We start from the raw sequence: 12,936 nt of genomic DNA, 5'->3' as shown, positions 1-12,936 counted from the left end.
TTAGATTTTAGTATGAATAATATTTATATTTATCAAAATAAATAATAGTGTAAGCAATGAAAACTAAGTCTTGAAATGAAATTTTTGAAAAGAAATCTTGGAAAAATTCTTGTTGCAATAATCTTGATTCCCATAGTCTCTGGTCTAATTTATCTCATTTGGCTGAATTCAATATTTAGTGGTAACGAACCCAGTGACAAAAGACTTAAACAATTATTTGAATCTTATACTAAATCTGAATTCCCAAAATCTGGTAGAATAATCAATAAAGATTATTTAAGCGGAATAAACGATGGATGGGAAACTGGAACTATTAAAGTTAATGACACGATTGAATTTGAACATTTACTAAATAATTTAGAGCAGAAGAAATTAATGACTAGAAGATTAAGAGGTAAATATGGTTTTGGATTCTCTTCTAAATTAGCTACTGAAAAAACTATTTTATTAGACTCTATCTATTATACAAAGGAAGGTTTTATTTTAGTATATATAAAAAATGAAAACATTATTATTTTTGAAAAAGATTGGTAAAAGCCTACATACAACAATATATAACCGCAATTATGGCGGACTCGACCACGTCCAAATCCACGAGGAATTGCTAACAACAGTTCTAAATCGAAAAACAATGATTTTTAACCCGTAACGGACGGTTATATGAACCCTTATGTATAATTTAACGCAACCAAAATCAGGTTTGAACATCTAAATAAAAAATATAATTATGAAAAATCGAATTTATTTTTTTGTTCTGATTTTAGGAATGATTTCTTGTAGTTCTGAAGATGAAACTCGAAATAAGGAATATGAATTTATAACTGAATATTCAACTGAGGTGACTGTGGGAGGTGTTGTAGGAGTAACTGAACGGACTTTTGAGATTGGAGAAATATACACTGGAACTGATCAGGGTGGAAATGTGATAACTATAATAATATCAGAACATTCGGAATTAAATAATGATTGTCCAAATAGCTGGTGCTACCAAGAATTATTAGACGTTCCTCGCGAGCTTCTAAAATTAGTGGAATAATAACTGACCTTTAATAAAATTAAAAAAACTACACACGACAAAGAACTGAGTTAAAAAACAAGTATCTTTAAGTTAATTTAGAAACAAAGTTCTCATCATATGGTAATCTTGATTTTCCTGTAGAAAATCCTATAAAATTCTCTTCCGATTCATTCCATTTTAGTAAGTTAGTTGCTTAATCACACAACTATCCTAGCCATTGACAACAATTTGAACAATGAGCAAGGCAACAGTATATTTTGGGATTATTTTATTGTTGGCGGTAGTAATTTACTTTTCGCTTGGCTCTAATTTTCATAATTCTACAACAAGTGATTTAAATTTTGGTACGTTTTCAATGAAAATTCCGAGATACTGGAAAAAAATCGAATTTGATGGAATTGACAGCTATATTGGTGGAATTACCAATGAAACAGACTCATTGACCTTTGACTATGGCTGGTATTCTTATAACTTGAGTTATGAGAATAGAGAAAAGCAGCTATTCGCTACTGACACAATTAACGGAAAAATAGCTCTTATTACAAAACCGAAAGAAGTTGGAAACGGAACACTTGGAATTTACATAGAGGAAGCCTACAAGAAAAATCGCTTTAATTTTTTGGGCAAAAATATTTTGGACGAACAAATTGTATTTGAGATTTTCAAATCAATCAGATTCAAGGATAGCGATACAACTTTAAACTCGAAATCATTCGGATTTACTGATAAAATAACGCCATATTCAGGACGTAGTTTATTTTATACCCATTGTGCATCTTGCCATCACAGAAATAAAAATCTGTTTGGTCCAGCATTCGCATCAATAAATGAATTGGACTTTAAAAAGTGGATAATTGACACAACCAATTTAGGACTAACAGGTATGGCAAAATTTGGAATTAGATATCATCAAAAAGCATTCAAAAAACTATTAATGGATAACGACATTGAAAAACTAATTGAATACAGTAAAGTCAGTACCTAAAAACGACTATAATTCATTATTTCACTGTTCTACTCCAATTAAAAAATTAGTATCTTTAATCCTGCTTGATCTCTACATTGATAATCCTACGGATTTTAACGCAACAAATCATACACAAAGCGTTAGCAAAAATTAAAACGGACAAATCAATTTAATAATTAAAAAACAAAAAATGGGAACAATAGCAGCAAACCAAATCAATCCTTCTAAAATAATGCAAATTGGAATGGGGTTTTGGGCATCCAAAACATTGCTTACAGCAGTAAATATGGGATTGTTTACTCATCTGGCAAAAGGGGAATTGTCAGGGCAAAACATAAAGGAAAAATTAGGACTACACCATAGAGGACTTTATGATTTCTTAGACACTTTAGTTGCATTGGGTTTTCTTAAAAGAAGTGGACTAAAAGAAACTTCTATATATAGCAATACAGAAGATACCAACCTATTTCTTGATAAGAATAAACCAAGCTATGTTGGTGGAATGCTTGAAATGGCAAATAATCGTTTATATCCGTTTTGGAATGACCTTGAAGAAGGATTAAAAACAGGAAAACCACAAAATGAAACAAAAAGTGGTGGAGCTCCAATCTTTGAGGCATTATATGCTGATGATCAAAAATTAAGAGAGTTTTTAAAAGCTATGGGTGGTATCCAAATGGGAAATTTCATAATGCTTTCTAAAGCGTTTGACTTTGCCAATTACAAAACACTTTGTGACGTAGGAGGCGCAGGAGGGTATCTTGCGGTCCAAGTAGCCTTAAATAATGGTCATATGAATTGCGTTTCGTATGACTTACCTCCAGTAGAAGCTGTTGCTAAAGAAAATATTGATTTGATGGGATTAAGCGATAGAGTATCCACAAAATCAGGCAACTTTTTAAACGAAGATCTCCCCAAAGCTGATGTAATTACAATGGGAAACATTCTTCACGACTGGGGAGCAGAAGACAAAAAAAAGCTAATTAAAAAAGCATATGACGCTCTATCTCAAGGAGGAGCGTTGGTTGTTATTGAGAATATTATTGACGATAAGCGAAGAGAAAATGCTTTTGGTTTAATGATGTCGTTAAATATGATCATAGAAACTCCTGAAGGGTTTGATTTTTCCGCAGCAGATTTTGATGCTTGGGCTAAGGAATGTGGTTTTTCAAAAACCTCTATAATGCCTTTAACTGGACCTTCAAGTGCAGTGATCGCAATAAAGTAAAACCTTTATAAAAAAATAGCTACTGATGATTATAAGTATTGAAATTCTTACTTTTTATAAACAAATCCTCCTTTATGCTAAAAATACTTTGAATTGAAAGCAAAACAAACCTACTTAAAAGGAAAATCTGTTTTTATAGTTTCCTTATTCGTAATCGGAATTACAATTCTAACGGTGTATTTTACCGGGATAAATTATAATCGGAGTTTGACTTCAAACCTGTATTTGTCACTAGGAATTATCGCTATAGCCTTATTTTTGTTTATGACTTACGGACTATATATCGGAATTGGACTGATAGATAATTTTCCTAAATTTCAGAATTTTAAAAGCGGAGATATTTTTACTCAATCAGCAGAGTTTCCCGATTTACCAAAAATTGATGTTGGAGATGGAATTGGCGGACTGATACTATCGATACTATTATGGATTGGAATGACAATATTATTTATTGTTTTGTTAGTTCTACTGGAAGCTGTTTTTTGGTTCTCGATTTTTATAATTTCAGCAATGCTTTATTGGGTCTTCTTTAGAGCATTGAAATTTGTTTTTAATAAATCAAAAGACACAAAAGGAGACATTGGATTTTCAGTAGTTTACTCGCTAATTTACACGCTACTCTATGTTGGTTGGATTTTCGGAATTGTTTATCTAACCGAAATAATTACATAAAGTTGTTACTACAATTTGAGAAATAAAAACTTCACATAAAATCATACGTTATTGAGCGTTCCTTAACAAAACCTTATTTGTGTGTTTTTATTTCTCAGATACTATTATCTGATTTTTGGTAAATCATACAATACTCCAAATAAGACATTTTATACCAGTTATATTTTGGAGACATAACTGATATAGGTATAATAGACTCCATACTTTTCTTTACCTTCTATAAAGTCATTAACTAACAAGGTCTTGCCTTTAGACAGTCGTACAGAAAAAACAATAGCTTCTTCATCTCCGCTAATTACCTTTTCATGTATTTGATTAGCTATTTGGATACGTACTTTTTGAGGTTTTATGGTTTTATAGGTATAAAAGTTTTTAGGGTTATTTTCGGGAATTCCCCAAACCGGTCCCGGGCATTCTTTAGGCCATCTCCTGCATTCAATAGTATAGACGCCTTCTTTTTCTACTTCAATAGCGTGGGTATTGTTACATTTTTCATACCTGCCGCTACTTGTTCTGCCTTCCAAATACCTCTATCCTCACCTATAGCGTGCTGAATGGTTAAGATAACTTCATTTTGCTTTTTATTACCAATAACACTTACAGGAAACTCATTATACTCAAGATTGGTTTTGCTTTTCTTTACAAATACCTGATTATGTTTTAATAGCTCTGAAACCACTTCAGGGTATTGTTTTGATACATCATGACGTTGCTGGCGGTCTTTTTCAATATCAAATAAGCCTTTACCATCTATCAATCTCCAATCATCTTTAATAATGCATGTTTTATCCACATCTGTTGGGGGACGCCAATCCTGACGGTTATGAACAAAAATGGTTCGGTCTTTCAAGGCTTTCTCCTTTTTTGTTAACAAACCGGAAAGATCCACTCCGTCTATCTTCTTTTCTTTTGGCATATCCAAACCACATAATGAAGCTAATGTTGGTAACAAATCTACATGCGCCGCTTCTTCATTAATATCTTTACCTCCTGATATTTTGCCATCCTTCCAACGCATAAAAAACGGTACCCTATGGCTTCCTTCCTGCTTTCCTCCTTTTCGCCCTCTAAAACCATGATTATGCCCTAATGTTCCATTGGCACTATAGCCATTATGTGTTCCGTTGTCAGTCATAAAGATCAAAATAGTATTATCGGCCAATTTTGTCTTTTTAAGAAAAGCTTCTAGCTTTCCAAAGTTCTCATCTATGTTTGCAATCATCCCGTAGAATTCAGCGCTTATGATTTGTTTTCCAACCAGGGATTTATAGGGTTCCGCATACTGTTCTGCCACATATAATGGACCATGCGGGGCATTGGTAGGCAGGTATACAAAAAACGGTTTCTCTTTATTGATTTCAATAAACCGCATAGCTTCCTGAAACCAAACATCTGTACAATACCCTTTAAACTGTGTAGGTTGATTATTTACCCAATAAATGTCATCAAAATAAGTATTTCCCCAGTAGTCTGACAGCTCCCCTACACCTCCGGCTTTATGATGAACGGCTACATCAAACCCGCAATCGGTAGGACGTACAGGGTAATTGTCTCCTAAGTGCCATTTACCAAATATGCCGGTAGTATACCCGTTAGCCTTAAAAACATCGGCCATGGTCATTGCATTTCCGGATAGCGCGTCCCTTCCTTTATAAGTTGACCAGGCTCCATTATTAATGGGGTAACGCCCGGTCATAATAGCGCTTCGTGTTGGTGTACATACTGAACTCACATGAAAATCAGTCATGCGTACTGCATGTTTATAAAACCTGTCCAAGTGAGGCGTTTTAAGCCAAGGATTACCATGGCAACCCAGATCTCCAATACCTTGGTCATCAGTTAAGATGAGAATAACATTAGGTAACTTTTGGGCTTTTGCTATATTTTGGGAATTGGAAATACTGTACACTAGTACCAACAGTCCGATAAAAATGGTATTTTTCAGATTCATCACATATAATTTGCTTATATAAAAGTTAAAGTGAAGTATTTTATTTTAGTTGACCTATTTCCCTGTTTTCGGTTCCTTTTTCTATACCTACGTTTAGATCTCCTAATTCCTGTCTTGCCTGATCTACAACAGCCATGAGCTCTTTAACTTTTTCCGGGTAATATGCTATGACATTGTACTGTTCTCCCGGATCACGCATCATATTATATAATTCTGGTTGCTTTACGGTTTTCTTAATTCTTTTGCCTCCTGCACCATTGTTTGCCGGTTTGGCATCATAAGAGCTCCAGGTATGCGGTAATACCAGTTTCCAATTCCCTTTGCGCACACCATTTAAATTGTTCTTTCCAAAATAATAAAGAATGGTTTCTCTTGGAGTTGATTTAAAATCACCTTTCCAAAGTGAGGAAATATCAACACCATCAATCGTATTGTCAGATAATTTGCCTTTAGTAACTGTAGCTAATGTAGGAAGCAAATCTATGGCACAGGCTAATTTACTACATACGGTTCCGGCAGGTATGTTCTCCGGCCATTGAATAATAAAGGGTACACGCTGTCCGCCTTCCCAACTGGTGGCTTTCCCTTCACGAAGCCCTCCTGCAGAACCTCCATGGTTTCCAAAATTTAACCAGGGTCCATTGTCCGTTGTAAAAATAAAGATGGTATTATCTGCAACACCGTTCTTTTCCAATGCTTTAACAATTTCTCCAACCGACCAATCTACCTCCATCATAACATCACCATACATCCCCTGCTTACTTTTTCCTCTAAATTTATCTGAAACCCCAAGCGGAATATGAGCCATAGTGTGCGGGACATATAAAAAGAATGGTTGATCTGCTTTTCTGTTTATAAAATCAACCGCTTTTTCTGTATAAAGTGTTGTTAATTTATCCTGATCTTTCAGGCTGGTAATTTCTCCAATTTTATGGTTACCTTCTATTAAAGGTAATTCCGGCATATCAGCCCGGCTACTTCCTTCCGGCAACTTTTCTCCCGTAACGTTATTATGCGGCCACATATCATTTGAATAGGGAACTCCAACATACTCATCAAAACCATGTTGCAAAGGCAAAAACTCTTTTTGCCAACCCAAATGCCATTTACCAAAACAAGCCGTGGCATAGCCCTGATCTTTAAACATTTCGGCTATGGTATACTCCTTAGTATTGAGTCCAATCTCATGATGAGGAAACAAGGCTCCTGAAAAGCCTATCCTATTTGGATAACATCCTGTTAAAATACCCGCCCTGGATGCACTACAAACCGGTTGTGCGGCATAAAAATTAGTAAACCTCATACCTTGAGAGGCCATGTGATCCAGATTAGGAGTTTCAAACCCTGTGGCTCCGTAACATCCCACATCGCCATATCCTTCATCATCAATAAATACAAGAACCACATTGGGCTGTGACTGATTACGGTTTTGGGCCTGTGAAAAATTTACGATTATGGCAAAACATAGAAATAGAATCGTTTTTTTGGTCATCAAAATATCTGGTTTATAGGGTTAATATTTTATTCAGTTAAGTTTCTTTGAAAGCATACTATAACGCTAAAATAAGAGTTCCAAATTTAAGAAGCAGAATCTTTAAAATCAAACTATATAAACATTATACAACTCAAATTAAGAGCGCCACTGATCAATTAAAATTGTTTCCAACCTAATCGTAGCTGGTTTTCAATAAGAGCTTTAGTTATTACAAGAAGAAAAAAGATTCTATGATGATGATTGATTGCCTAGCCAATACGTCAGAAATCCAGCTCATTAAAGGGCGATATGACCTATTTTTTGATCACTCCCAGAAAGGCTTTATTTCTTAACAAACAATTTTGAGGTTGTAAAGCGGGTTGTCTTTATTTTAACAAGGTACATCCCACTTTTTAAGCTAGAGACCGGAATACTAATTTTATAATCGTTATTTGACTCCAGTTGTTTAGTCATTCGCCCCTGTATATCATAAATACCAATACTGATTGGCATATGATCTTTAAAAGATATATTTAAAATCTCCTCTACAGGGTTTGGAAAAACCTTAAAATCAATATTCTGGGGTGATCTATTATCTGCTACGGACAAAGCTGCAGTACTAGGTGCGGGATCGTTTGATAAATAAATATCATCAATAAACACTTCAACAGTTCCTGATCTTGATGAAATATAATCTACCTGAAAAGTAATTTTATTGAGTAAGCCTGTGTAAGTTGAAAAATCAAAAACCATATCTTGCCATTTGCCAGAATTAGAATACGGTACCGTACTTTCCTTAACCACCTTGGTACTTGCTGAGTTTGATGCATCTTCAAATTTACCTCTTGTAGTACTTGTATTGGGTTTAAAAACTTTATAATGCAGGTATTTAAAATTATTATTGAAAGGTGTAAAATCTTCGGTAGAAGTTCCAGCATAAACTTGTGCACTGCTGGGTATGGTTATTTTTAAAACCTTATTACTATCATTTTCACCGGCCTTATTACTATTACTTACAACTTCTACTTCTACACCGTTTCCATTCTTTACAAACTCCAGAGTAGTTTCATTTTCAAAGGTTTCCAGTACCATATCGGGGTCACTGGTATTAGTAGTAACATTCAATGGAGCGCTTAAATTTGTTAACTGGCCATTAGCACTTATCCCTTGTATAGTATATGTGTAGGTTTGATTACTGGTTAAACCACTTACTTCTAATTTTTCGGTATTTGCCGTTGCTATAAGTATATCATCTTGAAACACATTGTAATCCGTAGCTCCGTCCAGCTTATCCCAGGTTAAGGAGAACCGTATTTCTTCAATAGATTGGGCGTTAAGCCCAGTGGGACTGGTGTTTGAAAAAGGAACGGTTCTGGGAGTTGGATCATCACTAAAAATAATATCATCTACATACATGGTGTGTAGTGCTCCAACTTCAAAATCGGGATGAATGGTAATTCTATTTACGGCTCCTGAAAACGTGTCAAAATCAAAAACCAAATCTTCCCACTCGTTAATTTTTGTTTGGGCTGATATGCTTGATTGTGTCATTGGTGTTTCCCCGCCTTTTTCTATGGTTATTTTTACAGGGCTCAACCTTTCTTTATATACTTTCATATGCATATATCTCATTTTTCTTTGAAATTGAGATACTTTGTTTGTTACTCCGGCCTCATCTGGCGCACTAGTATTAAGCCTTGTTATGTTCAGCACCTTATTGGAGGTATTAACACCTGATTTATCCGGATTATCAGTTATAGCAACAGTTACATTGCTTTTATATGGTAAAAAACCGGGCAGGGCTATGTTATCAAACGTAAATTCGTGATGCCTAACATAAGAACCTATACTAGTTCTCCACCCCCATAATACCCCGGGTAGTGTTGTACTCCATTCATTAAATTTATCTTGCAATCTTGTTGCTTCTGCCGAATTTGTTAGGTATAAATCTATTGCTTCTTCCTTATCACTTAATATATTAAAAAGTTTAGGCGTAGAAGAGTCATCATTAAATACCAGTTTCCAGTTGGCATCTCTAATGGCCCATTTATCTCCTAATTTCCAATATAAAAATTCATGAGGGTCGGTATTATTGGTTCCATCAATAAATGGAATAAGATTAGTTCCATGAAAGCCATTGCTGGCATCTATAGTTCCTCCTGCGGCTACTATTGCGGTAGGCAAGAAATCTATTGTGCTGACCGGTTTGTCATAAATTACATTAGCCGGTACATGACCTGGCCATTTAATACAAAATGGCAACCTTATACCACCCTCATACAACTGCCCTTTTTCTCCAAAATATGGGGTATTTAAGGAATAGTTGCTTCCCGGTTTACCGCCATTATCGCTTACAAAAAAAATAAGTGTATTATTAGTTAACCCTGTATCTTCAAGTTTTTGTAAAACCCGGCCAATATTTTCATCCATTTCATATTGCATCGCCACCATTTTACGCCGGTTTTCATCAGTAATACTAGAAAACAAATCTATGGTTGCCTGGGGAGCCTGAATGGGGCCATGAACCGCATTAAAAGGCAAGTACAAAAAGAACGGTTGTGATTGATTGCGATCAATAAAATCAGTGGCTTCCCTTCCAAAAGCATCGGTTAGATATTCACCTTCGTAAGCTACTGGTGAATTATTTTTCATTAGTTTGTTTTCCTCATTATTTTCGGGAAAATAATTTGCAGCGCCTCCCAAAAAACCAAAAAATTCATCAAACCCCTTATTTGTAGGATAAAAATCATCATGTTCATCACCTCCAACATGCCATTTACCTACCATTCCCGTTGCATAACCTAAAGACTTTAAGGACTCCGCAAACGTTGGGATTTCATTAGGAATTCCGGTTATAACACTGGGGTTAGCTCTAAAAGGCCCCGGGTTGTCCTCAAACCCAAAAGATTGTTGGTATCTACCGGTTAACAATCCTGCTCTTGAAGGCCCACAAACCGGAGCGGTGACATAACCAGCAGAAAACTGCGTGCCTCCTTGTGCCAACAAATCAATATTTGGTGTAGGGATATCTGTAGATTGATTGTGATAGCCCACATCGGCATTTCCCAGGTCGTCTGCAACAATAACAATAATATTAGGCTTTTGTGCGAACGCTACTTGCACACCTAAAAACAAACAAACAAATAAAAGTGCTATTAAAATCTTTTTCATCTAAATATTAAAACTTAAAATAACCAGATCGGGGTTCAATCTTATGGTGATAAAGCAAAATTACTGGTAAAGATTTAAAAACGCACTACTTCTTAATTACGTCAAAAGCTATTCAAACCAATTAAAATGGGCTCATTAAAGGTTTTTAACAAAGTTGATACCCCCTCAAAAACAAGTTTTTAAGTCGTTATTTTAAAAATTTTCTCACTTTCACCTATTTTATTAATTGCTAAACTGAAGATTTCGCATACCCCTAATTCATACCAAAAATTAAAATAGTAAGCTTACATTTGTAAAAACCCGGAAATTTAAATGTTTCTAATGGACAAACACATTGAAAGCATAATTCTTAACCATACCAAAGCCTCAGGAATTGGTAAGCAAGAAATCATTCAATCCCTTTGGAGTGGGTATGGAAAGATTATTAGATATTATCTTGAAAACTCACAATATAAAAGCATTGTTGCCAAACATATTAAGTTGCCAAATACGAGCCAACATCCCAGAGGTTGGAATACAGACTTATCTCATCAAAGAAAACTCAAGTCTTATGCCATTGAGATGACATTTTACCGTAACTGGAGTGCATCCTGTAAAACGTTTTGCTATGTTCCTGAATGCATTCATATTGAGGATATGAATCATGAATCACTAATCCTTCTAGAGGATTTAAATGATGTCGGTTTTCCAATTAGAAAGACCTCTGTCAATTTACATGATATGAAATTATGCCTGAAGTGGCTTGCCCATTTTCACGCTTGCTTTATGGGACGGAACCCTGAAGGTTTATGGCAGACCGGTACATATTGGCACCTGGATACCAGACCCGATGAGCTAGGTGCATTAAGTGATTTGCCTCTTAAAAATGCTGCGGCCTTAATTGATGAAACATTAAACAAATGTAAATACAAAACCTTTGTTCACGGTGATGCCAAACTGGCCAATTTTTGTTTTTCTGAAGACGAAAAACGGGTTGCTGCCGTAGATTTTCAATATATAGGGGGAGGTTGTGGTATGAAAGATGTTGCTTATTTTATGGGAAGTTGTATGTATGAAGATGATTGTGAAAAACATGAAAAAGCGCTTTTGGACTATTATTTTGACGAACTGTATAATGCATTAAACGTTTATGGCAAAGCTATAAATTACAATGAGCTAGAGTTTGAATGGCGGCAACTATACCCTATTGCCTGGACTGATTTTCACAGGTTCATTAAGGGCTGGAGCCCCGGACATTGGAAAATACATTCTTATAGCGAAAGACTTTCAAGAGCGGTTATCCAACAGCTTAAAAGCCCAAAACGCTACCAATAATTTATGCCAATTGAAGTACCATGACTTTAAACCCCAATCATCTTACCTCCCTTTCAAAACTTGCCATTCAAGCTGCTAAGTCTGCCGGAGCTTTAATTAGCAGTTATAAGGATCAACATATAACCATTCTCAAAAAAGAAAGCGGAAATAGTCAGGCCTCCCAAGTGGTAACAGAAGTTGATTTTAAAAGTCAAGAACTTATCTTAAATATACTTCAACCTAGTATTGATCAATACGATTTGGGTATACTAACTGAAGAAAGCAACAACTCAAAAAACCGATTGACAAAGGACTTTTTCTGGTGTATTGATCCTTTAGACGGCACATTACCTTTTACCGAATCTGTTCCGGGATACGCCGTTTCCATAGCATTGGTCAAAGCCAATGGTGAACCTCAAATTGGTGTTGTTTATGACCCTATAACACAAAACTTATATCATGCTATAATAAACAAAGGAGCTTATAAGAATGAAGTCTCTTGGCATTTACCTCCTGCAGATAACAAAAAACCGCTCCAGTTTTATTTCAACAGAAGCTTTGAGACATTAGATTGCTTTTCGGACGTACTAACAGAACTCAATAAAACAGTCAAAGGTAAATATGCTAATGGAATAAATTCCACCCCTTCTTATGGTGCGGTAATGAATGCCTGCTCTGCTCTGGAAACCGTTCCTTCCTGTTTCTTTGCTTTTCCAAAAAACACTGCCGGAGGAGGCAGTACATGGGATTATGCGGCCACGGCCTGTATCTATAAAGAAATTGGGGCCTCTGTCTCTGATATGTTTGGAAATCCACTTCAGCTAAATCAGCCCCATACAACTTTTATGAATGAAGCCGGTATACTTTTCGCCTCTAATACTAATTTAAGTGAATCCATCCAGAAGATGTTTAAACTTTATTTTTATTAGAATATTGCACATAGTATTCAAAACCTTTTAGTTTAGTATATTTAAAGAGTAAAATAACTCATTTTGTGCCAAACGCATAGCCAATTTAGTTTTACTCCTACACTTAACAACCGGTTTGGTTTTTCTTCCGAGAGAAAAAACGGAAATTACCTCTTCCCTTTTGCACCAATTTTATGTTCGTTAGAATTACACACTGTAATTATAAACATAACTCCCATTGCTATATATACATT

Annotated in this window: 11 protein-coding genes; 7 read left to right on the top strand and 4 right to left on the bottom strand. The window is 35.4% G+C overall.

The genetic code is table 11. From position 1 onward, the window contains the following. Positions 1–84 precede the first annotated feature (84 nt). The 5 genes from VOI54_RS15420 (at position 85) to VOI54_RS15400 (ending at position 3,885) form a co-directional block, all read left to right on the top strand. Complete coding sequence (locus tag VOI54_RS15420) at positions 85–534, top strand: hypothetical protein (RefSeq protein WP_326283964.1); 450 nt, start codon at positions 85–87, stop codon at positions 532–534. 193 nt (positions 535–727) lie between these two features. Continuing rightward, positions 728–1,036 carry a hypothetical protein gene (locus VOI54_RS15415; RefSeq protein WP_326283963.1) on the top strand — a complete coding sequence of 103 codons (309 nt, stop codon included), beginning with the start codon at positions 728–730 and terminating at the stop codon, positions 1,034–1,036. Positions 1,037–1,253: 217 nt separating this feature from the next. Then, positions 1,254–2,003, top strand: coding sequence for a c-type cytochrome (locus VOI54_RS15410; RefSeq protein WP_326283962.1), 750 nt, complete (start codon positions 1,254–1,256; stop codon positions 2,001–2,003). A 172-nt stretch (positions 2,004–2,175) separates the two neighbouring features. After that, complete coding sequence (locus VOI54_RS15405; RefSeq protein WP_326283961.1) at positions 2,176–3,213, top strand: methyltransferase; 1,038 nt, start codon at positions 2,176–2,178, stop codon at positions 3,211–3,213. A gap of 93 nt (positions 3,214–3,306) precedes the next feature. Beyond that, positions 3,307–3,885, top strand: coding sequence for a hypothetical protein (locus VOI54_RS15400; RefSeq protein ID WP_326283960.1), 579 nt, complete (start codon positions 3,307–3,309; stop codon positions 3,883–3,885). Positions 3,886–4,043: 158 nt separating this feature from the next. Here the strand turns inward: VOI54_RS15400 and VOI54_RS15395 are convergent, their stop codons facing one another. The 4 genes from VOI54_RS15395 to VOI54_RS15380 form a co-directional block, all read right to left on the bottom strand. After that, a complete protein-coding gene (locus tag VOI54_RS15395; protein ID WP_326283959.1) occupies positions 4,044–4,409 on the bottom strand; it encodes a hypothetical protein in 366 nt (121 codons plus the stop codon). Further along, entirely contained in the window at positions 4,346–5,836 is a 1,491-nt protein-coding gene (locus tag VOI54_RS15390) for an arylsulfatase (protein WP_326284068.1), read from the bottom strand. Before VOI54_RS15390 ends, VOI54_RS15395 begins: the two co-directional genes overlap by 64 nt. 40 nt (positions 5,837–5,876) lie before the next feature. Continuing rightward, positions 5,877–7,328 carry a sulfatase family protein gene (locus VOI54_RS15385; protein WP_326283958.1) on the bottom strand — a complete coding sequence of 484 codons (1,452 nt, stop codon included), beginning with the start codon at positions 7,326–7,328 and terminating at the stop codon, positions 5,877–5,879. 324 nt (positions 7,329–7,652) lie between these two features. Continuing rightward, positions 7,653–10,481 carry a sulfatase-like hydrolase/transferase gene (locus VOI54_RS15380; RefSeq protein WP_326283957.1) on the bottom strand — a complete coding sequence of 943 codons (2,829 nt, stop codon included), beginning with the start codon at positions 10,479–10,481 and terminating at the stop codon, positions 7,653–7,655. 321 nt (positions 10,482–10,802) lie between these two features. Between VOI54_RS15380 and VOI54_RS15375 the strand changes: the two genes are divergently transcribed. Both VOI54_RS15375 and VOI54_RS15370 read left to right on the top strand, forming a co-directional pair. Further along, the gene (locus tag VOI54_RS15375; protein ID WP_326283956.1) at positions 10,803–11,795 is read left to right on the top strand and encodes an oxidoreductase family protein; all 993 of its coding nucleotides are present in this window, start codon (positions 10,803–10,805) and stop codon (positions 11,793–11,795) included. Between the two features lie 20 nt (positions 11,796–11,815). After that, positions 11,816–12,703 carry a 3'(2'),5'-bisphosphate nucleotidase CysQ family protein gene (locus VOI54_RS15370; RefSeq protein ID WP_326283955.1) on the top strand — a complete coding sequence of 296 codons (888 nt, stop codon included), beginning with the start codon at positions 11,816–11,818 and terminating at the stop codon, positions 12,701–12,703. Positions 12,704–12,936: the final 233 nt, after the last annotated feature.

This window comes from Alterotamlana spongicola (genome assembly GCF_035818475.1).
Taxonomy (GTDB): Bacteria; Bacteroidota; Bacteroidia; order Flavobacteriales; family Flavobacteriaceae; genus Cognatitamlana.
This window is presented reverse-complemented; position numbering and strand designations above follow the sequence as displayed.

Bases quoted from the DNA above. Each gene is read 5' to 3' on its own strand.
- VOI54_RS15405 (WP_326283961.1), top strand. From the start codon at position 2,176: ATGGGAACAATAGCAGCAAACCAAATCAATCCTTCTAAAATAATGCAA.
- VOI54_RS15415 (WP_326283963.1), top strand. From the start codon at position 728: ATGAAAAATCGAATTTATTTTTTTGTTCTGATTTTAGGAATGATTTCT.
- VOI54_RS15370 (WP_326283955.1), top strand. From the start codon at position 11,816: ATGACTTTAAACCCCAATCATCTTACCTCCCTTTCAAAACTTGCCATT.
- VOI54_RS15380 (WP_326283957.1), bottom strand. From the start codon at position 10,481: ATGAAAAAGATTTTAATAGCACTTTTATTTGTTTGTTTGTTTTTAGGT.
- VOI54_RS15375 (WP_326283956.1), top strand. From the start codon at position 10,803: ATGGACAAACACATTGAAAGCATAATTCTTAACCATACCAAAGCCTCA.
- VOI54_RS15390 (WP_326284068.1), bottom strand. From the start codon at position 5,836: ATGAATCTGAAAAATACCATTTTTATCGGACTGTTGGTACTAGTGTAC.
- VOI54_RS15385 (WP_326283958.1), bottom strand. From the start codon at position 7,328: ATGACCAAAAAAACGATTCTATTTCTATGTTTTGCCATAATCGTAAAT.
- VOI54_RS15410 (WP_326283962.1), top strand. From the start codon at position 1,254: ATGAGCAAGGCAACAGTATATTTTGGGATTATTTTATTGTTGGCGGTA.